Here is a 24,586-nt window from a genome sequence, read left to right on the forward strand (position 1 = left end):
GCGTGGCACATTCGACTATTCTTCACTGTTCACATGGCATCTCAGCGCAGGATCTGCAGCGCATCCGCACGTGTGTCAACGGTGGTGGCCTCATCGTCATGCCGACCGACACGGTCTACGGGATCGGCGCAACCGCACACGACCCTGCCGCCGTCGAAGCTGTTCAACACGCCAAGGGGCGAGGACGCTCCAAACCGCCGCCGGTTCTGGTCGCAGATAATGAAGCGCTGGACGTGCTAGGCACTGACATCAGTGAGAGCACGCGTTTACTGGCGCGACGGTTCTGGCCTGGAGGGTTGACGCTGATCGTCCGCGCCCACCCCGACCTGGGCTGGGATCTGGGCGACACGGGCGGCACGATCGCACTGCGCATGCCTGATAGTGGGGTGGCGCTGTCGATTTTGCGCGAATGCGGTCCAATGGCCGTCACATCAGCGAATCTGACGGGCGAGCCTCCCGCCACCAGTGTTGAGGCGGCCGCTGCCTCGTTCGAGGATCACGTCGACCTGTATATTGACGGTGGTCCAACGGCGGGGGCGACTCCCTCGACGATCATCAATATGGCCACGGAGCAGCCCACACTGATCCGCCTGGGTGTGATCGACCCGCGCGACCTGGAAGATACGGCGGGCTGCACTTTTAAAAGTCCTGAGGACAAGTAGGGGCCGCCACCGATGAAGGTCTACCTGCTGCTCATGCTCATAGCCAGTGGTGTCACCGCGATTATGACGCCGCTGGTGCGATGGGCGTGTCTGCGGTGGGGGATCGTGCCGAAGCTGCGTGAACGCGATATTCAGGTCACACCGATACCGCGACTGGGTGGCATCGCCATGACCGTCGGTCTGCTCATCACTTTGCTGATCGGCTCACGAATCCCGTACATGGCGCCCGTGTATTCGACCAGCATCCCGTGGGCAGTGATGGCAGGTGCTGCAGCCATGTGCGTGCTGGGCGTGCTCGATGACCTGCTGGAGCTGGACTGGCTGACCAAACTGACCGGACAGATCCTGATCGCCGGTCTCATGGCACTCCAGGGTGTTCAACTCGTTTCATTTCCCATCTTCGGCATTACGATCGGGTCGTCACGGTTGTCGCTGATTGCCACCGTGTTCGTCATGGTCGGCATCGTCAACGCCGTGAACTTCATTGATGGTCTGGACGGTCTGGCGGCCGGAGTCGTGGGGATTGGTGCAGCCGTGTTCTTCGGGTATTCCTACCTGCTGTCACGCCAGCTTGGTGCACAGTCATATGCGACAACCGCGTCACTGATCGTGATTGCACTGGTCGGGATCTGTGCCGGGTTCTTGTGGTACAACTATCACCCCTCGTCCATCATGATGGGCGGGGGAGCTGAGACGCTGGGATTGATTCTGGCTGCCTCCGGTGTCATCGTCACCGGCCAGATCGACCCCAACGTGCTGGAGCGAAGCCAGATCATCGCCGGTCTCATGCCGATTATTTTGCCCCTGGCTGTGATCGTCGTCCCCATCGGAGATCTGATGGTGACGGCAGTTCGACGCATGATGCGTGGGAAGAGCCCATTCCACGCCGACCGCTCCCACTTCCACGATCGCCTATTGGCACGAGGACGTTCCCATCGCGCCGTTGTCATGATTTTGTATTTATGGACGGCGATCATTTCAACTGCCGCGTTGTCCTTGCTGCTGGTTGAATGGAATCGGACAGTGATGATTTTTGTGCCGCTGATTGTCCTGGCCACGATCCTGACCGCATCTGAATTCCCGTGGAAGATATCAGCGCGCGCACGCCCGCCACAGTCCGAGGCAGATGCGCCCGACCCGAGATCCGAAAGGTAGCCATGTCACTCGACCATGACCACACGCCCACCCGCGCAGCTACTCAGCCAGCGATGAATCGCGCCATGACAGCGCTGCGCCGGTTCATAGTGCTTGCAGGCGTCGTGATGACAGGCGGGGTCCTGGTGTGCTGGGCGTTGATGTCAACGGTCGGCTGGGCGACCGCGCTGGTCAGCATCCTAGTTGTGGCAGTCCTGTGCGCCGCCGAATTCGTTGCACTGCCGCGCATGGTCGCGCAGGGACCGAATCTGTTCCTGGCGTGGATCGGCGGGGGATATTTGCTCAAGCTTGTGGCAGTGGCGGTCGCGCTCTTGGCATCGCGCCCCCTGGGGCTCAATCACCGCGTTGTCGCGATGACAGTAATCGTGACAATCCTCTCATTGATGGTGATTGAACTCGTGATTTTGATGCGTACACGCATCCCCACGGTAGTCCCAGTTGCGACGCAATCCGGTCAAGTGGCGCAAACTCGCGACCACTCCCGCACGCGGTTAGGTGAGCACGATCCGGGTGCTGACACCTCAATGTGACGTTTGTCCCGCGTATCAGGTAGTTTTGGCACTAAAGAGGGTCTGAACCCTGTTAGAGTAGGGACGCTGCAACGCTCGTGACACCACGTGTCGGCTAGCCTGTAGAGCAGTGCATGCGGATCGAAAGGAGGCCGTCCTCGGCGATGTCAACGACCCAGGTGTCCACACAGGTCACGTCACGCTCCGCTGAGCCCAGGCGACGTAACCTTCCGCTCTGGTACTGGATTGTCACGGCAGGTCTGGTTCTTCTGATAGCTCTGACAGCTATCCCTGCGCTGCGCAGCCATCCCCACAGTCCCGGTGTGACAGATTTCTTCCCGCCATCACTGTTCGGACCTGAACACGGTACGGTGGTCAACCGCCTGACACTGGCACGTATCATTGCTGCGGTGCTGATCTGCGCTCTGTTTGTTGCGGGCGCAATGAGGGCGAAGATCGTCCCCACTCGCTTCCAGCAACTGATTGAAGCATGCGCCCTGTTTATCCGCGATTCGATCTCCATCCCGATGTTGGGGGAGAAGCGAGGGCGACAGTACGCGCCACTGATCGGCGTCTTTTTCTTCGGCGTGATCGCAATGAACATCACCGGTATCGTTCCCGGTATCAACATTGCCGCCTCGTCGGTAATCGCTGTGCCGCTGGTGTTCGCAATCTTCTCCTACGTGTCGTTCATCTGGGCGGGTATCCGTACCCGCGGTGTCGGCACGTTCTTTGCTGAGCAGCTCTTGCCGAAGGGACTCCCTAAGCCGGTTTACCTGCTGATCACTCCCATCGAGTTTTTCTCAACATTCATTGTCCGCCCCGCAACGCTGGCGATCCGACTCCTGTGCAACATGATGTCGGGACACCTGTTGCTCGCATTGACGTTCTTCGGGACGTCAGCCCTGCTGGCGGCGGCAGGCTCGCTCAAAGCTCTGGCGGCCGTCACATTCGCGGCAGCCATTGCAATGACGCTTTTCGAGATCTTCGTCGCCTTCCTGCAGGCCTACATTTTTGCCACGCTGACTGCTGTCTACATCAAGTTGTCGGTGGAATCCCATTAGTCAAATACACAGCCGCTTGGCACACACAGAAAAGGAAGAATCCATGACCGGAACAATCGCCTACATCGGCTACGGAATTGCAACCCTCGGACCTGCTTTGGGTATTGGCATGCTGGTGGGCAAGACCCAGGAAGCAACCGCCCGTCAGCCTGAGGTTGCCGGCCGTCTGTTCACCAACATGATCATCGGTGCCGCACTTGTCGAAGCCCTCGGCTTGATCGGCTTCGCAATGCCCTTCGTCGTTCAGTGATATTCATGTTGCCAATGCAAGAAGCAGGAGATGCGGCGGCTGGGACGAGCGTCCTCGTCCCACCAGTGGCCGAAGTCTTTCTGTCTGCCATCATTTTGCTGGGAATCTGGCTTGTCATCGGCAAGTTCGCTCTTCCCCGCATCTACGCGATGATGGATGAGCGCGAGGAGCGCATCGAGGCCGGTCTGCATGCTGCTGAACAGGCACGTGAAGACCGTGCACTTGCTGAACGCGAACGCGAAGAGGCGTTGGCGCAGGCCAACGTTGAGGCTCATTCCATTCGCGAGCAGGCAAATGCTGACGCGAAACGCATCAGGTCTCAGGCTCGCGAATCGGCCCAGGAAGAAGCCGCCCGCATTCAGGAGAACGCTCAGCGCCAGATTCAGGCTGAACGCCAGTCAGCAGTGGTTTCGCTGCGCTCGGACATTGGTGAGCTGGCAACCCAGCTGGCCGAACGCATCGTCTCGGAGCAGCTCAGGGATCAGGATCTGTCACATCGGGTGATGGACCGCTTCCTCGATGACCTTGATGACATGTCGTTGAGCACAGCTGCGTCGACCTCCGCACAGCCGCAAGGAACGAACGCATAATGCGCAGATCAAGCCGCATGAGTGTCGATGCCGCACAGTCAGTTGTGTCGCGCATCTTGTCGCCCACGTCCTCTGAAACTGACCAGGGACTGCGTGTGGCGGAAGAGCTCTTCGCTATCGCAGATATGGTCAGGGACGATTCACGCCTGGGTCGCTCATTGACCGATCCGGCGCGCGCTCGTGAGGACAAGGTGCGTCTGGCTGACGACTTGTTCGCCGCCACGGTCACCTCTCAGACGCTCGAGGTGATTCACACTCTCGTCGAGGGCGAGTGGTCATCGTCCAGTGACATTATCGAGGGTCTGGAGCAGGTGGGTATTCACGCTCTTCTGCGTGACGCAAAGTCTCATGACGGCTTGGACCGGGTTCTGTCCGAATTGTCCGACATTCACCAGGTCCTCCTGTCCAACCGGGAGCTGCGCACGCAGCTGTCGGTGCTGGGGCGTGGATCATCTGACGATCGGGCAGCTCTGGTGGAAAAGATTTTCGGACCTCACGTCAGCGCATGGACTCTGCGGATTGTGCGCCGCCAGGTCGGACGGCTCAACAAAGGACAGCTGATGTCGCATCTGCGCCATATCGCGCAGGACGCAGCGTCCCTGAAAGACGAAAACCTGGTGTCCGTCATCAGTGCCGGCCCGTTGACAGATACTCAGATGCATCGCCTCCAGACGATGCTCAACGCGAAACTGGGCGAAACGGTCAGCATCGACATGACATACGATCCCTCCCTGATCGGAGGATTCCGAATCATTTCCGGCGACCTCGTCATAGATTCATCGATAGCAACGCGACTACGACAGTTGCACCAATCCCTCGCGCACTGATAGATGATGGCGCACCACAATACACAGACAAAGGAAACGCTCAATGGCTGAACTCTCGATTAGCTCCGAAGAGATCCGCTCGGCTCTCGATTCTTTTGTGGACTCCTACAAGCCCACTCAAGCGGCAGTCGAAGAAGTCGGACACGTCACCGAAACGGCCGACGGCATTGCCCGCGTGGAAGGCCTGCCCGGTGCAATGGCAAACGAGCTTCTTCGCTTTGAAGACGGCACGCTTGGCGTGGCCATGAACCTCGACGTGCGCGAAATTGGTGCCGTTCTGCTGGGTGATTTCAGCGGCATTGAAGAAGGCCAGCCGGTTCACCGCACAGGTGACGTTCTGTCTGTGCCGGTTGGTGACGGATACCTGGGGCGCACCGTTGACCCCCTCGGCAATCCGATCGACGGTCTGGGCGAGATCCAGGATCTGACGGGTCGACGCGCCCTCGAACTTCAGGCACCCGGCGTGATGATGCGTCGTTCGGTCCACGAGCCGCTCCAGACCGGTCTGAAAGCTATCGACTCGATGATTCCGATCGGACGTGGCCAGCGTCAGCTGATCATCGGTGACCGTCAGACAGGTAAGACCACCATCGCGATCGACACGATCATGAACCAGCGTGATAACTGGCTGTCGGGCGATCCGAGCAAGCAGGTGCGCTGCATCTACGTGGCGGTTGGCCAGAAGGGTTCGACGATCGCATCGGTGCGCTCCACACTGGAAGAAAACGGGGCGATGGACTACACCACCATCATTGCCTCACCGGCATCCGACCCCGCAGGCTTTAAGTACCTTGCGCCCTACACCGGATCCGCTATCGGACAGCACTGGATGTACGAGGGCAAGCACGTCCTCATCGTGTTCGATGACCTGTCCAAGCAGGCCGAGGCCTACCGAGCCGTGTCCCTTCTGCTGCGTCGCCCACCGGGGCGTGAAGCATACCCCGGCGACGTGTTCTACCTGCATTCACGTCTGCTGGAACGTTGCGCCAAACTCTCCGATGAACTGGGCGGCGGATCGATGACGGGTCTTCCCATCATCGAAACGAAAGCGAACGACGTATCGGCCTACATTCCGACCAACGTCATTTCAATCACCGACGGCCAGATCTTCCTGCAGTCGAATCTGTTCAACTCGAACCAGCGCCCTGCAGTCGACGTCGGTATCTCGGTGTCCCGCGTGGGTGGCGACGCTCAGATCAAGGCCATGAAGAAAGTGGCGGGCACGCTGAAACTGACGCTGGCCCAGTACCGTTCGATGGCGGCGTTCGCAATGTTCGCTTCCGACCTTGACGCCACGACCCGTTCACAGTTGACTCGTGGTGAGCGTCTGATGGAACTGCTCAAGCAGCCGCAGTCCACGCCGTACCCCGTGGAAGAACAGGTCGCATCGATCTGGGTGGGCACGCACGGCTACCTCGACAAGTTGGACGTGTCTGACGTGAGTTCCTACGAGCATCAGCTTCTGGACTACCTGCGCTCACACTCCGACGTGCTGACCACGATCCGCGAGACTGGCGTGCTGGATGATGACACGGAGAATGCTCTGCGTGAGGCCGCAGAGAAGTTCACGCAGCAGTGGCTGAGCGCGCAGCCAGGTGAGAACCTGGAGGACGGCGAGGTTGAAGCTGAACATTCACGTGAAGAGATTGTCCGTCGTCGCCGTGAGAAGAAGGCCTGATCGATGGCTGGTCAGCAGAGGATCTACAAGCAGCGCATTGCGTCTACGCAAACGCTGAGCAAGGTCTTCCGCGCCATGGAGATGATTGCAGCCTCCAGGATCGGCGCGGCGCGTCGCGATGCGACCGAAGTGGGACCCTACGAGCAGGCGATCACGCAGGCTGTGGCCTCAGTTGCCATCCACACGGATATGGGGCACCCGCTGACCGACGTGCGAAACGACACGCCTCGCGTGGCCGTGCTGGTGGTCGCTTCTGACCGAGGCATGGCGGGTGCCTATTCAGCGACAATTCTGCGTGAAACAGAGCACCTGGTCACCACGCTGCGCGAAGAAGGGAAGACCCCGATCCTGTATACCTGCGGGCGTCGCGCCAAGAATTACTTCAGCTTCCGTGGCGCTGAGATCGAGCGTTCGTGGGAAGGTGAATCGGACGAACCCAGCCTGGAGATGACGCACAGCATCGCCGAGGAACTGCTGAAGCGGTTCCTGGATGAGGACAGGATGACCGGCGTGTCCGAGGTTCACCTGGTCTACACGCGATTCAGGAACATGATGAGTCAGATCCCTCAGGTCAGGCAGATGCTGCCGCTGACTGTCGTGGATGCCTACGGTGAAGGCGAGACAAATGAAGTCGATCCGGTAAAGGACGACGGATCGCTGCTTTTCCCTGAATACGAATTCATCCCGTCTGCGCGCGACGTCCTCGATGCTTTGCTACCGCTTTATGTGGAAAGCCGCATCCGCAACGTTCTGCTTCAAGCCGCCGCATCGGAACTGGCGTCGCGTCAGCGAGCGATGCACACGGCAACCGACAACGCTGAAGAATTGATTACGAAGTACACGCGTTTGGCGAATTCGGCCCGCCAGGCGGAGATCACGCAGGAAATTAGTGAGATCGTGGGCGGGGCCGACGCCTTGGCTAACGGCTGAGCCCACATGATGGAGAAGATGACCATGACAGAATCACCAGAAACCGGCGAAGGCCGAGTTGCCCGCGTCGTCGGCCCCGTTGTCGACGTCGAGTTTCCGCCTGACCGGATCCCGGCCCTCTACAACGCACTGCAGGTGGATGTGGAGCTGCCTGACCAGGGCGAAGGATCCGAATCATTCGTCATGACGCTGGAAGTCGCACAGCACTTGGGTGACAACCTGGTTCGCACAATCGCACTCAAGCCGACTGACGGCCTGGTGCGCGGTGCCCGCGTGCGCGACACCGGCGGCCCCATCACTGTCCCGGTCGGTGACGTCACCAAGGGACACGTCTTCAACGTGATCGGTGAACCGCTCAACCTCAAAGATGGCGAACAGCTCGAAATCACAGAGCGCTGGCCTATTCACCGTCAACCACCTGCATTCGATCAGCTTGAGCCACGCACCAAGATGTTCGAAACGGGCATCAAGGTGATCGACCTGCTTACCCCCTATGTGCAGGGCGGCAAGATCGGCCTGTTCGGCGGCGCAGGCGTGGGCAAGACCGTGCTGATTCAGGAAATGATTCAGCGTGTTGCTCAGGATCACGGCGGCGTGTCCGTGTTCGCCGGTGTGGGCGAACGTACCCGTGAAGGCAACGACCTGATTCACGAAATGGCTGATGCAGGCGTCTTCGACAAGACCGCACTGGTCTTTGGCCAGATGGACGAGCCGCCGGGGACCAGGTTGCGTATCGCGCTGACCGGTCTGACGATGGCGGAATACTTCCGCGATGTACAAAACCAGGACGTGCTGCTGTTCATCGACAACATCTTCCGTTTCACTCAGGCAGGTTCCGAGGTGTCCACCCTGCTGGGCCGTATGCCCTCGGCCGTGGGTTACCAGCCGAATCTGGCGGACGAGATGGGCCAGCTTCAAGAGCGCATCACCTCTGCCGGTGGTCACTCCATTACCTCGCTGCAGGCCATCTACGTGCCAGCCGATGACTACACGGACCCCGCGCCGGCTACCACGTTCGCGCACCTGGATGCGACCACGGAACTGTCCCGTGAGATCGCGTCGAAGGGTCTGTACCCGGCGGTTGACCCGCTGTCATCGACCAGCCGTCTGCTTGACCCGGCTGCGATCGGCCAGGAACACTACGATGTGGCAATCCACGTCAAGGCCATCTTGCAGAAGAACAAGGAGCTGCAGGACATCATCGCCATTCTGGGTGTCGACGAATTGTCCGAGGAAGACAAGGTCACGGTTGCGCGTGCACGTCGAATCGAACAGTTCCTGTCACAGAACATCTATATGGCTGAAAAGTTCACCGGCCAGCCAGGCTCCACCGTTCCGCTGTCAGAAACCATCGAAGCCTTCAAGCGCATTGCCGAGGGCTACTACGACAAGGTTCCTGAGCAGGCATTCTTCAATATCGGCGGCATTGAGGATCTGGAGCGCAAGTGGCACGAACTTGAGGCAGAATCCTGATGGCCGAGACAGGGGCGCTGAGCGTCAAAATCGTGACGAAGCGAGGCCTGTCCTGGCAGGGAGCTGCGCAGTATGTGCAGGTCCCAGTCGAAGACGGCTCGCTGGGCATTTTGCCTCATCGTCAACCATTGTTGGCTAGATTGAAAGAAGGTCCCGTCATTCTCACCATTGGCGACGACACGAAGACATTTCCGGTAGCCGGCGGATTCGTCTCCGTGGATTCTGACGTTGTCACCGTTGTTGCAGAAGGCATGGAGTCCTGAGAACACTGAGAACTACGTCCGTGATGAGCATTCATCACGGACGTAGGCGATATTACTGCATGGAAGGAGCTACAGCATCATGAACACTGCGTTGGTGTGGGCGCTGTGGCTCATCGTCATACTCGCCGTCATCGCTATGCTGATCGTCGGCTATATCAATGTGCGTGCCCGCCGGCTGGACACCTACCTGGGATCGTTTAGATGCTGGGCGCGCCGAGACTCTCAGTCCGGCTGGACAGCCGGAGTCGCCCATTACGGAGTCGAAACCCTCACCTGGTACCGCCTGGTGGGGTTTTCCATGCGGCCGGTTTTCTCAATGCCTCGACGTACCCTTGAAGTCTCAGCGCCCGACACTCGCTCTGTTGACGGAACCATGATCGAAGTGCATCTGGTCTCCGGTGATGATCGCTGGCAGGTGGCGATGGCCGCATCCAGTTACAACGGCCTGGTGTCATGGGCAGAATCTGGCCCTCCGCGTTCCTCGCAATCGTCCATCGACTAAAACGAGCAAAAAGGCAGGCACGCTTTCGTGCGTATCGTAGTAGCAACATGTTCAGTTGATTATTCAGGCCGGCTAACCGCGCACCTGGACAAAGCCCCGCGCGTCATCATGCTGAAGGCAGACGGCTCGGTCCTGGTTCACTCCGATGGCGGCTCCTATAAGCCGCTGAACTGGATGAGCGCCCCGTGCCATATGCGCATCGATGAGCCCAGCACCGATGAAACGGATCTAGGCGTGAGCGAGGTGTGGACTGTTCAGGCCGCCAAGTCTGACGACCAGCTGCTCATCCGTATTTTCGACGTTCTCCACGACGTCAACGAGGACCTCGGCGTGGATCCGGGCCTCATTAAGGACGGCGTGGAAGCCCATCTGCAGGCTCTGCTGGCTGAACAGGTGCCCTTGATCCTGGGAACGGGATACTCGCTGGTTCGCAGAGAATATCCCACGCCAATCGGGCCGGTGGATATGCTGGTGCGCGACGAACACAATGTTCCCATCGCTATCGAGGTGAAGCGACGCGGTGGCGTCGACGGAGTGGAACAGCTCACTCGCTACCTGTCGCTACTGGCCAGAGATCCCCTGCTTTCTGACATTCGCGGCATTTTCGCTGCTCAGGAGGTCACGCGGCAGGCACGCACACTGGCAGAAGACAGAGGAATCCACGTAGTCGTACTCGACTACGACGCAATGCGAGGCGTCGATGACGCAGAATCTCGCCTGTTCTAGGAAAAGAGAGACCATGACGGATCAGACTGATCAATCCACTTCACTCGTTGCTCTTCGAGGACGGGTCGTCACACCGGATACGGTGATCGACGATGGGGTAGTGGCGTGGAACCGCGACACCATTATCTGGGTCGGTGACGCGGCGGCGCAGGAGGCCCCCTCGTCAATTCGTGAACAACTCAATGATCTGAAGCCGAGCGATGACATCATCATCCCTGGCCTCGTCGACGTGCACTGCCACGGCGGTGGTGGCGAATCGTTCCCGAACGCGCAGACCCCCGAGCAAGCGATGACGGCTGTTACCGAGCACCGCGCTCACGGGACGACCTCCCTTGTTGCATCGCTGGTGACTGCTGACGCGCAGACCCTCAAGGAACGTGCTGCCATGCTCGCCACGCTGGCCGATCGAGGGGAGCTGGCTGGAATCCACTTTGAAGGTCCGTTCGTGTCTCATGAGCGCTGTGGCGCGCAGGACCCACAGTTCATCTGCGACCCGGATCCCGTGCTGACAGCTGAACTGCTGGACGTGGCTGGCGGGCACGCGGTGACCATGACCGTGGCGCCGGAGAAACCGCACGCCAGCGGTGAGGGATCAGTGGCTGAAGTACTGCGCGAGGGGGGTGCTCTGCCATCGTGGGGGCATACGGATGCAGAGCCGGACGACGTTCAAGCCGTCTTTGAGGACGCCCGAGGACGCTACGCTGATCAGCTGAAAGACCCGGACCATACACGTCCCCTGGCGACGGTGACGCACCTGTTTAACGGCATGAAGCCGATGCACCACCGCGATCCCGGTTCCATTGCAGAGTTCCTTGCAGCGGGTGCGCGAGGTGATGCGGTCGTGGAGATGATCTGTGATGGTGTGCATGTCAATCCCACGCTGGTGCGCTGTGTGTACGAGGTTCTCGGACGGTCGCGCTGCGTCTTCATCACTGATGCGATGGCTGCTGCCGGAATGGCGGATGGCAGCTACCAGCTTGGGCCTCAGGCTGTGACGGTAACTGATGGGATTGCTCGTCTGACTGATGGCGGAGCGATCGCCGGTGGAACAGCTCACCTGCTCGATTGCGTGCGCGTCGCAGTGGGCGCTGGAATTCCGCTGGTCGATGCGGTATTTATGGCATCTGCTCAAGGTGCCAGAATCCTTGGCGATGAGACGGTGGGGGCACTCGAAGTCGGCAAGCGTGCTGACGTGGTCTGTCTGGATTCTGAGCTGCACCCCTTGCGCGTGTGGCGCGCGGGTGTCGTGTGCGATAGGAATAAGTAAGAGCGGCAAGACGACGTAGGCGGCCAGAGGAGCGATCACGACATGGGGCGGGGCAGACGGTCACGAAAACGACCTTGGGGCGGCGAACATCCGCGCCTCGATATGAGTCGTCTGGCCTCCATGCCGCATAGTGCCGAGGGGCCTGGTGGGCTGCACTATCAGGTGTCGTACGTGTCGGGATCGCAGAAGACGTACACGTGTCCTGGTTGTGTCCATCCGATTGCTCCTGGCACACCTCATGTGGTCGCGTGGCCCGAAGAAGCACCCTTTGGATGGGATCAGGGGGTGGAAGCCAGACGCCATTGGCACCGGCATTGCTGGGAGCACCGGCTTCGGCCCCTCTGAGCCTGACTTGTTGGGCCTGTCTCGTGAGCCCGTCAGGCACTGCCCTTTTCGACTCTGCGATATGATGGATTATTACCATCGGTTCTGCGCTCACATCAACGGGCACTGTATTGTGAATGACATACGAGGAATTTTTGCGGAGGAGCGGACACTGTGAGTGGTATCAGACGTTACGCCAGCGCTTTAGCCGTTGCAGCAGTGGCTCTTGTTGCTGGCATCATCGGCATTTTAACACTGACCGTCTGGGCACCTGGACAGCACATTGAGGCCAAGGCTGACCCAGATCAGCCCTATGTGATGACGCGTGCGCGTGTGCTCCCTTTGAAAGCAGAAGACGTGACAGTGACCGTCGAAGCTGCCGATGCGTCGACGCCCGTCAGTGTCGTGGTTGGATCCACTCCTGATGTGATCGGGTGGCTCGGTGACGAGGCTTATACCGAAGTTGTGGGCCTGGAAGCTGGTATGACACAGCTGAAAGTAACCGACCATGCGGAAACGGATGCGAATCAGGCGCAATCGTCGGATGTGGCTGATGGCGAGCAATCCGCAGCTGCTCCTCAGTCAACGGCCGATGGTCAGGCACAGTCCGAAGCCCAGACTGCCAAGGAAGAAGCTCAGTCGGGGGCCTCGATTGCGAACCCGTTGGATAATGACATGTGGTTGGATCAGGCAGCCGGCCAGGGGAGCGCGTCGCTCACACTGAAAGCCGTTCCTGACACGGTGTCCGTACTGGCCACGACAGACGGTTCGAAAGCCCCGACATTGACGTTGACATGGCCGGTTGAGCGCACCAATATCGCAGCGATCGCCGTGTGGCTTTTGACCATTGTCCTGGCACTGATCGCCGCAGTCATGGCGGTCATCATCTGGCGCAACCAGCGTCGCCGCGCGGCACGTGCCGACGAGCTGAAGTCTCGTGACCAGGCTGATACCACCGACACCGCCCTGATCGACATCTCCCAGATGCCAGACGCCGAGGAAGCTTCTGACGAGGCAGACGATGAGGGTGACGTGTCGCAAGCTGAGGACGGTACTCATGAAGCAGACGAGGCTGAGTCGATTGATGTCAGCGAGCCGGTCCCGGTAGCCGACCTGACAGATGAAGCTGACGGCTTGCCTGAGGAGCAAGCCCACCGGGAAGAACACGATCACTGTGAAAAGGTGAAACGCTCCGAAGAGGCGGACCAGTACGAAGAAGCGGAAGAGCCGGAAGAACTTGCTGAATCCGCTGAACCTGTCGAGCCGGCCATGAACGGCGAAGCTGAAGACCTCGTCGAACAGAAACAGGCTGCCGAACCCGCTGAGTCGGAGGAAGCTGTAGAACCGGCTGAGCTTGCTGAGCCGGCTGAGACTGCAAAGCCAGCCGAACCAGTCGAACATTCGGCCCCCACCGATTCGGGTGTCATTGACATGTCCTTGGCTCGTGTACCGATGGTCTTCCCGACGCGACGCGCATTACGCGAAGCGCGCTCCCGCGGCGAAGAATCGGTGAATATCGATGGTCACGAATTCAACACTGGCCTCATCCCGATCGTCCCGTTGGCGCACCAAGCAGACAGCGGCGACACCCTCGTACGTCAGACAGACGGCGACCGTGCGGAAAACGAAGCCGATCATGTGAGCGGCACTGGCCACGCGAGCCGAACCGACCGTTCACAGGACGGCGACGATCCACGGGGCGACGATACACAAGCTGACGCCGAACGACCTCAGGACACTGGCCGTTCCCAAAAGGGCGCATGGACGTCCATCATGTCGAACTGGCTGCATCGTGACGGAACAGGACCGACCAAGGAGGAACAGTGATACGCCGCCGCATCTGCGCTGCCGTGGTGATGCTCGCATCACTGTCGATGGTCAGCGCCTGCTCGTCAGGAGAAATAGAAGTACCGGCCACTGAACAGCCAGCGTCCGGCGCAAGCGGTGCGGCCAACCTGGATGCCAACCGCATCAACACGATCCTCGGACATATCCAGGCCGCACTCGACCAAGCCAGTGACGAAGGCACGACCGAAGCCCTTTCCGGACGCGTCAAAGACCCGGCTCTGCGCATGCGCGGTGCACAGTTCGTGCTCGCCAAAGCCAAGGACACCACGGTGCCGCAGCTGAGTCTCACCGGGGAAATGGTGACATCGACCAACTCAACGACGTGGCCGCGAATGTTCCTGGACATCGAGCAAAGCTCGGACGGGGAACTGCCGATTGTTTACGTCATCACTCAGCAGGATGCGCGCTCCAATTACGAACTGGAGAACTGGGCGCGCCTTCTGGGCGGCTCAGAATTCACGACAGCCCCACTGGAGACGGGTGCAGCATACGTACCTGCCGATGCCGACGGCTTCATCATGACGCCCAGCGAAGCAGTGGAAAAATACGTCGAAATGCTCAATTCTGGCACCGCCGGATCCGACATGTTCGCAGAAGACGAGTATGCGCGCTCGCACTTCGACGAGATCGCATCGCTCGGACAATCCGTGCAGGCCGCCGGTACCGTCACGGCTCACGCACAGACGGAGGGATTGCCGATCTCAGGAATCGTCTTGAACAACGGATCAGCCCTCGTGTCCGCATCGTTCGCAATGACGCACACCTATCAGCGCACGGTTGCCAGATCCACCATGCAGCTGGGCGGCTCCCCTGCGGCTATTAACGAGGGAGACCCCAAGGTTATCGGATCGGCATCTGCAAAATACCTGGTCTCGGTTTTGATTGAGCTGCCGCAGGCCGGATCCGATCAGAAAGCTCGCGTCATTGGCGCTGAACGTGTGATCGAGCAGGTCACGCGCGACGATTCAACCAAACCCGAAGGAGAATAAGTGGCAGTGAGTGATCCATCAATGGCGCAGCACAATTCGCAGCGGGAACCAGCCTCGCGTGCAGCGCACAGCGCGGAGGCCTCCGAACAGTCCCACGTGCAGCGTCAGGTCGCCGATTCTCACGGTGCCGTTGACCTGTCCGCTTCGGGCGTCCCTGCTGCTCCTGTCGACGGTGATGCCGGGGTGCAACTGAACGTGCCTTTGATTCGCGACTGCGATGACGCTCAGTTCGAGGACATCATGGCAACGTCACGCACAGTTCCCGTGCTGATGGCGTTGTGGTCATCACGCTCCTTGGAGTCATCGTCCTTTCTGTCCATGCTGGAGGAGATCGTCCGCGAAAGGAGCGGCGCCTTCCAGTTGGTGAAGATCGAGGTGGAGAAAGCTCCGGGCATCACTCGCGCACTTCAGGTGCAGGCCTTGCCGACGGTGTGTGCACTGATCGGTGGGCGCCCGATCCCGCTCTTCCAGGGAAATGCGATTAAAGAACAGGTCGTGCCGGTCCTGGATGAACTGTTGACGGCAGCCCAGCAGATGGGGGTTACGGGCCGCGTCGCAGTCAGCGGGGAGGACGTGAAGGCGCCCGTACCGCCTGAACACCAGCATGCGTTGGACCTGGAAGAATCAGGTGACCTCGACGGCGCGATCGCGGCGTGGGAGAAGATCGTGGAGCGCAATGCGCGCGACCACGATGCTGAGGCCCAGTTGGCGCGCGTGCGTCTGCTTGAGCGCGGCACGGCTGGGAATGCGGATAACGACCTGGATCATGCTGATGAGCTGTTTAACGCCGGCCAGCACGCTCAGGCCTTCGACGTTCTGATCAGCGCTTTGGAGCACAGCACCGATGATGACAGGCGTGAAGAGCTGCGCACACGCATCTTGGACTTGTTCCGCGTGGCCGGATCCTCACCGGAAGTCAACGCTGCCCGTCGCAGGCTGGCAACCGCTCTCATGATCTAGAGGCTGGTGTGGGGTCGCACCGTAGGTGCCAGCGCGAACCGATTCGACCGCGCGTCGGGGCAGTCTAGTGCTCGCCGGCGACGCTGCGCCATACGTGCAGGGCTCGTTCATCAAATAAGCAGAACACGATCCTGATTGCGTGCTCGTCCTGTTCGCTTTCATAGGTGCGAGCCGCCTCTATGCCGATACTCGCAACCTGTTCCATATCCCAGCCGTACACTCCTGCTGAAATTGCAGGGAACGCTACGGAGCGTGCACTGATGTCCTCGGCAACCCGCAGACTCGATGTGAAGCAGGAGCGTAGCAGATCCGGGTCAGTCTGCCCGCGATGCCGGTTAGGTCCGACAGTGTGGATTACCCAGCGCGCCGGCAGTCTGAAACCCTCAGTCGCTACAGCGTGCCCCACGGGAAGACCATCAGGGAACTGGCTGGCACGCACTTTCTTGCAGGCGGCGAGCAGGTCGGGCCCAGCTCCGCGGTGAATTGCCCCATCCACGCCGCCACCACCCAGCAGTGACGAGTTCGCAGCGTTGACAATGGCATCCACCTCAAGTGTTGTGATGTCGCCGCTGATCAGTTCCATCATTGCTCGCATATCTCACGGGCGGTTGAGCGAGCAGGCAGGAATTGCTGCCCGTCCGCTCAGCCGTCCGTGTCTAGTTCTCAGATGTGACAGGACGCAGCCAGAGCGCACCCAGCGGCGGCACGCGCAGCTCAGCCGATGCTGGCCGGCCGTTCCATGGAACATCTTCAGCGATGACCGGCCCCATGTTGATCACACCGGATCCGCCGAACTCTTCGCTGTCAGTGTTGAGGATTTCCTCCCACTGGCCGCTGAACGGCAGTCCCACGCGGTAGCCCTCGTGAGGCGTGCCGGCAAAGTTCGTGACGCAGACAAGGAGGTGCTGCTTGTGATCGGAGCCCATCCCCTTGCGGATATGGGAGATCACGTTGTGATCGCCGTCTGACGCGTCGATCCACTCAAAGCCCGTGTAGTCGTCGTCCCACAGCGCGGGCTCGTCGCGATAGATCCTGTTGAGAGCCGACACCAGCGACAGCAACCCGGAATGCAGATCGTCATCGAGCAGCCACCAATCCAGAGAATGCTGCTCGGTCCATTCCTGTTCCTGCCCAAATTCCTGTCCCATGAACAGCAGTTGTTTGCCAGGATGCGACCACTGGTAGGCGTACAGTGCGCGAAGCGAGGCCATCTTCTGCCACTTATCACCGGGCATCTTCGAAACGAGCGAGCCTTTGCCGTGAACGACCTCATCATGGGACAGCGGCAGAATGTAGTTCTCGGAGAATGCGTACACCAACGAGAACGTGAGTTCACCGTGGTGCCAGCGACGGTTGACAGGGTCTTCCTGCATGTACCGCAGCGTGTCGTTCATCCAGCCCATATTCCACTTCATGCCGAACCCCAGGCCGCCTCCTGACGTTGGCGCGGTCACGCCGGGCCACGCTGTTGACTCTTCAGCCACCATTACGATGCCGGGGTGACGCCTGTAGGCAGTTGCGTTGGCTTCCTGCAGGAACTGGATGGCTTCCAGGTGTTCGCGACCGCCGTACTGATTCGGCCGCCACTGGCCTTCCTTGCGTGAATAATCCAGATACAGCATGGAGGCCACCGCATCGACACGCAAGCCATCGACGTGGAACTCCTCGAGCCAGTACAGCGCGTTGGCAACCAGGAAGTTGCGCACCTCCCGACGCCCGAAGTTGAAGACGTACGTTCCCCAATCCGGATGTTCACCACGCAACGGATCGGGATCCTCGTACAGGGGAGTGCCGTCGAAACGGGCAAGCGCCCAGTCATCCTTCGGGAAGTGGGCTGGCACCCAGTCCAGGATGACGCCGATACCTGCCTGGTGGAGGCGGTCCACCAGATAACGGAAGTCGTCGGGCGTGCCGTAGCGTGAGGTCGGCGCGTAGTACGAGGTGACCTGGTAGCCCCACGAACCGCCGAACGGATGTTCAGCCACCGGCATGAATTCGACGTGCGTGAAACCGGCTTCGGTGACGTAGGCGATCAGCTCATCAGCGAGCTGACGGTAGCCCAGCCCCTGTTTCCAGGATCCAATGTGGACTTCGTACACTGACATGGCAGCGGTGTGCGGGGTGGTGTGAGCACGCCTGTCCATCCACTCATCGTCATCCCACCTGTGGAAACGGTCGGTGACAACAGAGGCAGTTGCCGGAGGAATCTCGGTGGCACGTGCCATCGGATCAGCCTTTTGGAACCAGTTACCGCCCGGCCCTCGGATCTCGAATTTGTAGCGCGCTCCCACGCCCACACCTGGGATGAACAGCTCCCACACGCCGGACGATCCCAGTGAGCGCATTGCGCTGGCGGTGCCGTCCCAGTAGTTGAAGTCGCCGACGACGCGCACGGCAGACGCGTTGGGCGCCCATACCGCAAATGCGACGCCCTCGACGTCACCCATCGGGCCGGTGTAGTGAGTCAGATGTGCTCCCAGAACTTTCCACAGTTCTTCGTGTCGTCCCTCGGAAATGAGGTAAATATCCATTTCGCCCAGTGTGGGCAGGAAACGGTAGGGGTCGTCCATCAGTGTCGTCTGGTCACCGTAGGTCACGCGCACTCGGTAGTCGGGAATATCGTCACATTCAAAGACGGCAACCCACACGCCGGATCGTTCGTGAACAGCGTCAACTGTTTGATCGGGCGTGACAATTTGGACGGCGTCGGCCAGATGATGCACCGTGCGGATCGTCACTGACCCGTCACTGAGGTGCGCTCCGAGCACGGCATGAGGCAGGTAGTACTGCCCCTGTGCCACTGTATCAAGGAGGTCTGGATCTTGAGGAATCGGTGAGGCGTTCATGACCTCATTTTCCCATGCACACGGTCACGGCGTGGCCGTTCGGACGGTCGTGGCGTTCTTTCCAACAAACGACCGTCCGATGTGCTCCACGTGTCGACCGGTTTACCGCTCAGCCAGTTCGGTGAGCGCATCGAGGGGAATACTCAGCCAGTCTGGACGCATCCTATGTTCGTAGATCGACTCATAGGCTGCCTTCTCAATGATCAGTGCAGTCATGAGTGCGTCGTCGCGACCCGAGAAATCAGCGTGATACCCCTCAAGGAACGCACGCTGGTGCTGGCTGACCCACTCGTGAGCGACGGCATCGTCAATCGCTGAGTCATCATCGGCAAGGCGTCGTGCCTGAGCCATCGCATAGTCGAAGGAACGCAGCATCCCGGCAACGTCCTTGAGCGGCAGGTCAGGGGCGGTGCGCTCGGCCAGGGGGCGCAGCGGCTCACCCTCGAAGTCCAGAATCTTCCACCCATCATCGCTGAGCAGGGTCTGCCCCAGGTGGTAGTCGCCGTGAATGCGGGTCGCCTGAAGCGGCTCGTCCCATTGTGAGAGCTGGTCCAGCTTGCGGCCCAATGTATCCACGAGTTCGCCGGTCAGGCCAGGGACCTCAGCGTGCGCAGCATCGAGGTTGTTGCGCACCCGCGCAGCGATCTGCGATGGCGTCGGTCCGTCAGCAGTGGGCAGAGCCCTCGCCAGAATCTCATGCATCTGAGCTGTCACGGTACCCAGTGAACGTGCCTGCTCGGTAAGATCTTCACCGCGGGAGGCACCATCGACAAAGAAGACGAAACCGTCGCGCCCATCGCGTACCAGCTCACTGATAATGGTCGCCACACACAGTTCCGATTCCTTCTTGGGCCACGAACGCACGCGTGCCGGGACGGCAACGTAGCCGAAAACGCGTGGCACGTGGTTCCAGTCAGCCTCGCATAGCGCGGTGGGCACCTCAACATCCGGGTGAGCACCCTCCGTGAGCACGCGCAGTACCTTCGCGATGATTCCAGGAGTCTCGTCTGTGGTACCTCGGAAAATAACCGAGGTGTTCGACTGCTCGCCTCCATACACCTGTACCTGGTCACGCATGTCGCGCATGCGTTCAACGGTGTCAGCATCCACCGTTCCAACGGCACGACCCATCGCCAGCCACGTGTCCCAAAATGCCCACACCGACACGCCGTCCAGAATACTCAGGTCACCAATCGATCCGATGGGGTCGCCCTCGTCAACGTCCGTCGCAGGATCGTCGAACGTTTCGGCAACGTCGTCTCCGGCCTGCGGAACGAGAACGAGGGGGACGTTGAGCAGTTGCGAGCCGGCCTGGATGATCAGCAGGCGAACTGACGCTAAATCACCGGAATCGGACTCCGGAGTTCCCGGCGGTTCCAGATAGCCTGAATCGGCATTGAGCTCGCCAATGACCTGCAATGTGCGGTCGCTGGTGCGTGGGAACCATCGCCTCGACGTGAGCCACGGGGCGATCGCTTCCAGGAGTTGAATGGAAGACGGTGCGTTACTCATCTTCTTCCTCACTTTCTGGTTCAAGGAACGTCACGCCCAGCCAGTAAAAGCCGTGGCGCGGCAGCGTGATGTCCACCGTCTCATCGTCACGCACATCCGGGAACGCGTTGCCCGATCCAAGATCGTACAGATGCCAGCCGGCCATGCCGGGCAGGTGGATCTTCGCGGAGTGCGGTTCAGTGGACAGGTTGTTGACGCACAGAATCGTTTCGGATTCGTCTCGGCGCAAGAACGCGAGCACAGCATCGTCAGAGGACCACAGCAGCGTCATGTCACCAAATCCGAACGGCGCGTGCTTGCGGCGCGTGTTCAGCATCTTGCGCGTCCAGTTCAGCATCGAGGTCGGGCGGGTGGCATGCTCGGCCACGTTCACTGCGCGCTGGTCATAGGTCGGTGATGAAATTCCCGGCAGGAACCACTGATCCTGCGGGGCATCGGAAAAGCCCATCGTCGGCGTGTCATCCCACTGCATAGGGGTGCGCACGCCGAAACGGTCAGGCAGATCCACGTTGTCACCCATACCGATCTCATCGCCGTAGAACAGGAACGGGGAACCGGGCAAGGACAGCAGCAGCGCGTAGGCCAGTTCAACCTCGCGGCGCGAGGCATGCAGCAGTGGCATGAGTCGTCGACGGATACCGACATTGGAACGCATGCGCTCTTCAGGGCAGTACCACTCATACATCCTGGCGCGTTCCTCGTCCGTGACCATCTCCAGGGTCAGTTCATCATGATTGCGCAGGAAAACACCCCATTGGCCACCCTTGGGCAGGGGAGGGGTGGCAGCCAGGATTTCGCGCAGCCCGTGTGAGGATTCCTCGCGCAGTGCGGCGAAAATGCGCGGCATGATCGGGAAGTGGAAGCAGATATGGCACTCGGGTGCCTCATCGGTTCCAAAGTAGGCGACAACCTCGTGAGGCGGCTGGTTCGCCTCGGCAATCATGACGGTGCCGGGGAACTCTTCTTCGACCATTGCGCGCAGGTCCGCGATGAACTCGTGCGTGGCCGGGAGGTTCTCGCAGTTCGTACCTTCTTCTTCGAACAGGTAGGGGATGGCATCCAACCTGAAGCCGTCCACACCGGTGGTGCACCAAAAACGCACCACGTCTTTCATGGCTTCGCGCACCGCAGGGTTTTCATAGTTCAGGTCCGGCTGGTGTGAGAAGAAACGATGCCAGAAGAACTGGTGGCGCTCCTCATCCCACGTCCAGTTCGATACTTCCGAGTCCACGAAAATGATGCGCGCGTCGGCGTATTCGTTGGGTCGGTCACGCCAGACGTAGAAATCGCCGTACGGTCCGTTCGGGTCGGAGCGTGAGGACTGGAACCACGGGTGCTGGTCGGACGTGTGGTTCATGACCATGTCCAGCACGATGCGCAGGCCTCGTTCATGTGCGGCTTCCACGAGGGCACGGAAATCATCCATCGTGCCGAAGCGTTCGTCGATGCCCTTGTAATCGGAAATGTCGTAGCCGCCGTCGGCCAGAGGGGAAGGAAAGAACGGGGGCAGCCAGATTGCATCGATACCGAGCCACTTGAGGTAGTCGAGCCGCGAGATCAGGCCGGGAATGTCACCCACGCCGTCGCCGTTGGAGTCCTGGAAAGAGTGGATCAGCAGCTCATAGAAGACTGCGTGGCGGTACCAACTGGGGTCGTCGGCCACAGGGACGAGGGCGGCTTCATCCTCGTGTGGCTGGTCCACCGTCATATTGTGGAATGGTGAGAGTTGCGCGTAACTGCTGGAGGTGGCGGTCGTCGTCTCAGGTGCGGCATCCAGTTCAGCGCGCGATGAATCATCAACGGTCATGGCATCATACTGCCAGTTACGGCGCGCTGATGCACGGTGTGTACGCATTTCATGCCCGGTGAGTGGGACCCGCGGCGCCTGGAGGCGCGCGGTGCATTCTACTGTTGCTGTTCAACCCCAAAGACGTGTCCGATGCGGGTCCACGGGCTCAGCCGCACCACATTCGACGCACCCCAGCGGTACTCCATGCCGTCCAGTTCATCGACAAGGTTCAACCCGCCGCCGTGGCCAGCGTTGAGCAGCTCCATGCCGGGCGCGCTGACATCGAGGTCAACAGAGCCCCACACTTCATGATGCGGATCCAGTGAGACCACCACGATCACCGTGTCCGGGTTCCCATCAGGTGTGAACTGTCCGGGAATGTGCCGTGAGAAGCACAGCAACTGGTCGTTGGATGTACGGTGAATGCTGATCTGGTGAAGCTGCTGCAGGGCACGATGTCGCCCTCGTGCAGTGTTGAGCAGGGTGAGCAACTGAGGAATACCCGTGCGCTCCGCATCCTCCCACCTGCGCGGACGGTACTCGTATTTCTCGTTGTTGATCTGTTCTTCAAAACCGGGGCGCGGTACCGATTCGACCAGCTCGTAGCCGGAGTAGATGCCCCACGTCGGAGCGCCGCATGCGGCCAGAATCGCGCGGATTGCAAACATGGCGGTGCCGCCCTCGGTCATCTGCGGCGTCAAAATATCGTGCGTCGTCGGCCAGAATGTCGGGCGCATCAGGTGCGGTGTCTGCTCGGAGACTTCCTTGAGGTACTCTTCGATCTCCTTCTTATAGGTACGCCACGCGAAGTACGTGTAGGACTGGTCAAAACCGACGGCACCCAGCGTGCGCATCATGGCGGGGCGAGTGAACGCTTCAGCCAGGCAGATCACGTCTGGATATTCGCGATGCAGCGTGTCCATCATGCGTTTCCAGAAGTTCACTGGCTTGGTGTGCGGGTTGTCCACTCGGAAAATCCTCACGCCGTGTGCGATCCACAGGCGGAACAGGTCGTGGATCGCTTCGAACAGGCCTTCAGGATCGTGATCGAAGTTAATGGGGTAGATGTCCTGGTACTTCTTGGGCGGATTCTCCGCATACGCGATGGAGCCGTCGGCTCGCTGCGAGAACCATTCGGGATGGTCCCTGACCCACGGGTGATCCGGTGAACACTGCAGGGCAAAATCGAGTGCGACCTCCATGCCGCGTTCGTATGCGGCAGCGACGAATGCATCGAAATCGTCAAAATCTCCCAGGTCAGGGTGAATCGCGTCGTGGCCCCCTTCATCTGACCCGATGCCGTAGGGGGAACCAGGATCGGTTTCCAGAGCATTCAGCGTATTGTTCTTGCCCTTGCGGAACGTCGTGCCGATGGGGTGAACTGGTGTGAGGTAGATGACATCAAATCCCATCGCGCTGATGCGATCGAGTTCCTCAATTGCGGTGCGCAGTGTGCCTGAGACCCATGTGCCATCAGGGCGCTGGAATGCGCCGGCTGAGCGGGGGAAAATCTCATACCAGGAGCCCACCAGGGCGCGGGTGCGCGCGACATGCAGCGGATAGGCCTCAGTGCGACCGACCAGGTCACGCAGTGGGTACTGACGCACAATGTGGCGCACAGAAGACGATATCCCGGCCGACAGGCGCTGCTGGTTTGATCGGGTGGCATCGCGCATGATGGAGATTGCACTGTGGAGGACGCGCGCATGGGGCTCAGCCAGACCCTGCTGGTCAGAATTGGCCAGTGCCCTCCCTTCGATCATGCGCTCAAACAGGCGTGCGCCCTCTTCCAGCATGAGGTCAGCGTCGATGTCGGCATCGACTTTAATGGTGGCATCATGTCGCCACGTAGCGTAGGGATCTGACCACGTCTGAATGCAAAATGACCAGTTGCCGGGTCGGTCAGGCATCACCCATGCCTCGTAGCGATCCAGACCGGGTGCAATATCCACCATCGGAGCAATCGTGTGGTCATGTCCGTCGGGGTCAATCAGGACCGCTTCGGCCTGATAGGCGTCGTGTCCCTCGCGAAACACCGTTGCGCGAATGGGGAATGGCTCACCGGCGGTCGCCTTGGCTGGAAGTCGCCCGCCTTCCACAACGGGGGAGAGTTCCACCGCGGGGATGCGTGTCACGGTCATGTCGAGTGGTCGAGAAGATTTGTGGCTCACACTGTTAGGGTACTGAATTTGGGAGGCACGTGGGGGACCATGGGTGGTGTGCGCATCGCCAAGAAGAATTCCCATGCCGTATCTTGTGGTCGCATCAAGGCTGAACGTGACTGAGCCATGACACGTTCGAGACCCCACGTGAAACGTCAATGAAATTTTCTCACCATGCATTCAGCGGAGATATTCACCATTCGACGCTGAATGCAGGGACCACTAGACTGCTGTGTGTGAGAATGATTCAGCGCATTACA

General features: G+C 59.9%; 22 protein-coding genes. 17 read left to right on the forward strand and 5 right to left on the reverse strand.

Going from position 1 to position 24,586, the window contains the following annotated elements; genetic code table 11:
* Positions 1-2 precede the first annotated feature (2 nt).
* The 17 genes from AC1EJ1_RS08025 to AC1EJ1_RS08105 all read left to right on the forward strand — a co-directional run bounded on the left by AC1EJ1_RS08025 (position 3) and on the right by AC1EJ1_RS08105 (position 16,017).
* Entirely contained in the window at positions 3-662 is a 660-nt protein-coding gene (locus AC1EJ1_RS08025; RefSeq protein WP_480295661.1) for an L-threonylcarbamoyladenylate synthase, read from the forward strand.
* 12 nt (positions 663-674) lie between these two features.
* Positions 675-1,817, forward strand: coding sequence for a glycosyltransferase family 4 protein (locus AC1EJ1_RS08030; protein WP_285015659.1), 1,143 nt, complete (start codon positions 675-677; stop codon positions 1,815-1,817).
* A 2-nt stretch (positions 1,818-1,819) separates the two neighbouring features.
* Positions 1,820-2,347 (forward strand): hypothetical protein, encoded by a 528-nt coding sequence (locus AC1EJ1_RS08035; protein ID WP_480295662.1) that lies wholly within the window; start codon positions 1,820-1,822, stop codon positions 2,345-2,347.
* A 143-nt stretch (positions 2,348-2,490) separates the two neighbouring features.
* On the forward strand, positions 2,491-3,390 hold the full coding sequence (atpB, locus tag AC1EJ1_RS08040) for a F0F1 ATP synthase subunit A (RefSeq protein ID WP_285015655.1): 900 nt from the start codon (positions 2,491-2,493) through the stop codon (positions 3,388-3,390).
* 43 nt (positions 3,391-3,433) lie between these two features.
* Positions 3,434-3,640 carry an ATP synthase F0 subunit C gene (atpE, locus tag AC1EJ1_RS08045; protein ID WP_092648680.1) on the forward strand — a complete coding sequence of 69 codons (207 nt, stop codon included), beginning with the start codon at positions 3,434-3,436 and terminating at the stop codon, positions 3,638-3,640.
* Between the two features lie 5 nt (positions 3,641-3,645).
* Positions 3,646-4,230 (forward strand): F0F1 ATP synthase subunit B, encoded by a 585-nt coding sequence (locus AC1EJ1_RS08050; protein ID WP_092649113.1) that lies wholly within the window; start codon positions 3,646-3,648, stop codon positions 4,228-4,230.
* Positions 4,230-5,057, forward strand: a complete 828-nt coding sequence (locus AC1EJ1_RS08055) for a F0F1 ATP synthase subunit delta (RefSeq protein WP_480295663.1) — start codon at positions 4,230-4,232, stop codon at positions 5,055-5,057. The genes AC1EJ1_RS08050 and AC1EJ1_RS08055 overlap by 1 nt, the downstream gene beginning before the upstream one ends.
* A 43-nt stretch (positions 5,058-5,100) precedes the next feature.
* The gene (atpA, locus tag AC1EJ1_RS08060) at positions 5,101-6,735 is read left to right on the forward strand and encodes a F0F1 ATP synthase subunit alpha (protein WP_092648678.1); all 1,635 of its coding nucleotides are present in this window, start codon (positions 5,101-5,103) and stop codon (positions 6,733-6,735) included.
* A 3-nt stretch (positions 6,736-6,738) separates the two neighbouring features.
* Positions 6,739-7,665, forward strand: a complete 927-nt coding sequence (locus tag AC1EJ1_RS08065; protein ID WP_092648677.1) for a F0F1 ATP synthase subunit gamma — start codon at positions 6,739-6,741, stop codon at positions 7,663-7,665.
* 18 nt (positions 7,666-7,683) lie between these two features.
* Positions 7,684-9,138, forward strand: a complete 1,455-nt coding sequence (atpD, locus tag AC1EJ1_RS08070; RefSeq protein ID WP_371935771.1) for a F0F1 ATP synthase subunit beta — start codon at positions 7,684-7,686, stop codon at positions 9,136-9,138.
* A complete protein-coding gene (locus tag AC1EJ1_RS08075) occupies positions 9,138-9,401 on the forward strand; it encodes a F0F1 ATP synthase subunit delta/epsilon (RefSeq protein ID WP_058236982.1) in 264 nt (87 codons plus the stop codon). Before atpD ends, AC1EJ1_RS08075 begins: the two co-directional genes overlap by 1 nt.
* Positions 9,402-9,480: 79 nt before the next feature.
* Positions 9,481-9,903, forward strand: a complete 423-nt coding sequence (locus AC1EJ1_RS08080) for a DUF2550 family protein (RefSeq protein WP_058236981.1) — start codon at positions 9,481-9,483, stop codon at positions 9,901-9,903.
* Between the two features lie 27 nt (positions 9,904-9,930).
* Entirely contained in the window at positions 9,931-10,629 is a 699-nt protein-coding gene (gene nucS, locus AC1EJ1_RS08085) for an endonuclease NucS (protein ID WP_285015641.1), read from the forward strand.
* 13 nt (positions 10,630-10,642) lie between these two features.
* Positions 10,643-11,896 carry an N-acetylglucosamine-6-phosphate deacetylase gene (locus AC1EJ1_RS08090; RefSeq protein ID WP_285015639.1) on the forward strand — a complete coding sequence of 418 codons (1,254 nt, stop codon included), beginning with the start codon at positions 10,643-10,645 and terminating at the stop codon, positions 11,894-11,896.
* A 498-nt stretch (positions 11,897-12,394) separates the two neighbouring features.
* Positions 12,395-14,047 (forward strand): hypothetical protein, encoded by a 1,653-nt coding sequence (locus AC1EJ1_RS08095; protein ID WP_285015636.1) that lies wholly within the window; start codon positions 12,395-12,397, stop codon positions 14,045-14,047.
* A complete protein-coding gene (locus AC1EJ1_RS08100; RefSeq protein WP_285015634.1) occupies positions 14,044-15,057 on the forward strand; it encodes a hypothetical protein in 1,014 nt (337 codons plus the stop codon). Before AC1EJ1_RS08095 ends, AC1EJ1_RS08100 begins: the two co-directional genes overlap by 4 nt.
* 6 nt (positions 15,058-15,063) lie before the next feature.
* The gene (locus tag AC1EJ1_RS08105; protein ID WP_285015632.1) at positions 15,064-16,017 is read left to right on the forward strand and encodes a tetratricopeptide repeat protein; all 954 of its coding nucleotides are present in this window, start codon (positions 15,064-15,066) and stop codon (positions 16,015-16,017) included.
* A 64-nt stretch (positions 16,018-16,081) separates the two neighbouring features.
* Here AC1EJ1_RS08105 and AC1EJ1_RS08110 read toward each other — a convergent pair whose 3' ends face one another.
* The 5 genes from AC1EJ1_RS08110 to AC1EJ1_RS08130 all read right to left on the reverse strand — a co-directional run bounded on the left by AC1EJ1_RS08110 (position 16,082) and on the right by AC1EJ1_RS08130 (position 24,305).
* A complete protein-coding gene (locus AC1EJ1_RS08110) occupies positions 16,082-16,603 on the reverse strand; it encodes an O-acetyl-ADP-ribose deacetylase (RefSeq protein WP_285015631.1) in 522 nt (173 codons plus the stop codon).
* 70 nt (positions 16,604-16,673) lie between these two features.
* Positions 16,674-18,863 (reverse strand): 1,4-alpha-glucan branching protein GlgB, encoded by a 2,190-nt coding sequence (glgB, locus tag AC1EJ1_RS08115; RefSeq protein ID WP_285015630.1) that lies wholly within the window; start codon positions 18,861-18,863, stop codon positions 16,674-16,676.
* 102 nt (positions 18,864-18,965) lie between these two features.
* Complete coding sequence (locus AC1EJ1_RS08120) at positions 18,966-20,375, reverse strand: phosphotransferase (RefSeq protein ID WP_480295664.1); 1,410 nt, start codon at positions 20,373-20,375, stop codon at positions 18,966-18,968.
* On the reverse strand, positions 20,368-22,083 hold the full coding sequence (treS, locus tag AC1EJ1_RS08125; RefSeq protein WP_058237816.1) for a maltose alpha-D-glucosyltransferase: 1,716 nt from the start codon (positions 22,081-22,083) through the stop codon (positions 20,368-20,370). The genes AC1EJ1_RS08120 and treS overlap by 8 nt, the downstream gene beginning before the upstream one ends.
* A 197-nt stretch (positions 22,084-22,280) precedes the next feature.
* Complete coding sequence (locus tag AC1EJ1_RS08130) at positions 22,281-24,305, reverse strand: maltotransferase domain-containing protein (RefSeq protein ID WP_480295684.1); 2,025 nt, start codon at positions 24,303-24,305, stop codon at positions 22,281-22,283.
* Positions 24,306-24,586: the final 281 nt, after the last annotated feature.

The sequence above is a fragment of the Pauljensenia sp. C0170B4 genome, assembly GCF_056590235.1.

Excerpts from the sequence above, each read along its gene's own strand:
- atpD (WP_371935771.1), top strand. The coding sequence starts at position 7,684 with ATGACCATGACAGAATCACCAGAAACCGGCGAAGGCCGAGTTGCCCGC.
- AC1EJ1_RS08055 (WP_480295663.1), top strand. The coding sequence starts at position 4,230 with ATGCGCAGATCAAGCCGCATGAGTGTCGATGCCGCACAGTCAGTTGTG.
- treS (WP_058237816.1), bottom strand. The coding sequence starts at position 22,083 with ATGACGGTGGACCAGCCACACGAGGATGAAGCCGCCCTCGTCCCTGTG.
- AC1EJ1_RS08130 (WP_480295684.1), bottom strand. The coding sequence starts at position 24,305 with ATGACCGTGACACGCATCCCCGCGGTGGAACTCTCCCCCGTTGTGGAA.
- atpE (WP_092648680.1), top strand. The coding sequence starts at position 3,434 with ATGACCGGAACAATCGCCTACATCGGCTACGGAATTGCAACCCTCGGA.
- AC1EJ1_RS08065 (WP_092648677.1), top strand. The coding sequence starts at position 6,739 with ATGGCTGGTCAGCAGAGGATCTACAAGCAGCGCATTGCGTCTACGCAA.
- AC1EJ1_RS08090 (WP_285015639.1), top strand. The coding sequence starts at position 10,643 with ATGACGGATCAGACTGATCAATCCACTTCACTCGTTGCTCTTCGAGGA.
- AC1EJ1_RS08120 (WP_480295664.1), bottom strand. The coding sequence starts at position 20,375 with ATGAGTAACGCACCGTCTTCCATTCAACTCCTGGAAGCGATCGCCCCG.
- AC1EJ1_RS08030 (WP_285015659.1), top strand. The coding sequence starts at position 675 with ATGAAGGTCTACCTGCTGCTCATGCTCATAGCCAGTGGTGTCACCGCG.
- AC1EJ1_RS08075 (WP_058236982.1), top strand. The coding sequence starts at position 9,138 with ATGGCCGAGACAGGGGCGCTGAGCGTCAAAATCGTGACGAAGCGAGGC.
- atpB (WP_285015655.1), top strand. The coding sequence starts at position 2,491 with ATGTCAACGACCCAGGTGTCCACACAGGTCACGTCACGCTCCGCTGAG.
- AC1EJ1_RS08110 (WP_285015631.1), bottom strand. The coding sequence starts at position 16,603 with ATGATGGAACTGATCAGCGGCGACATCACAACACTTGAGGTGGATGCC.
- AC1EJ1_RS08080 (WP_058236981.1), top strand. The coding sequence starts at position 9,481 with ATGAACACTGCGTTGGTGTGGGCGCTGTGGCTCATCGTCATACTCGCC.
- atpA (WP_092648678.1), top strand. The coding sequence starts at position 5,101 with ATGGCTGAACTCTCGATTAGCTCCGAAGAGATCCGCTCGGCTCTCGAT.
- AC1EJ1_RS08050 (WP_092649113.1), top strand. The coding sequence starts at position 3,646 with ATGTTGCCAATGCAAGAAGCAGGAGATGCGGCGGCTGGGACGAGCGTC.
- AC1EJ1_RS08035 (WP_480295662.1), top strand. The coding sequence starts at position 1,820 with ATGTCACTCGACCATGACCACACGCCCACCCGCGCAGCTACTCAGCCA.
- glgB (WP_285015630.1), bottom strand. The coding sequence starts at position 18,863 with ATGAACGCCTCACCGATTCCTCAAGATCCAGACCTCCTTGATACAGTG.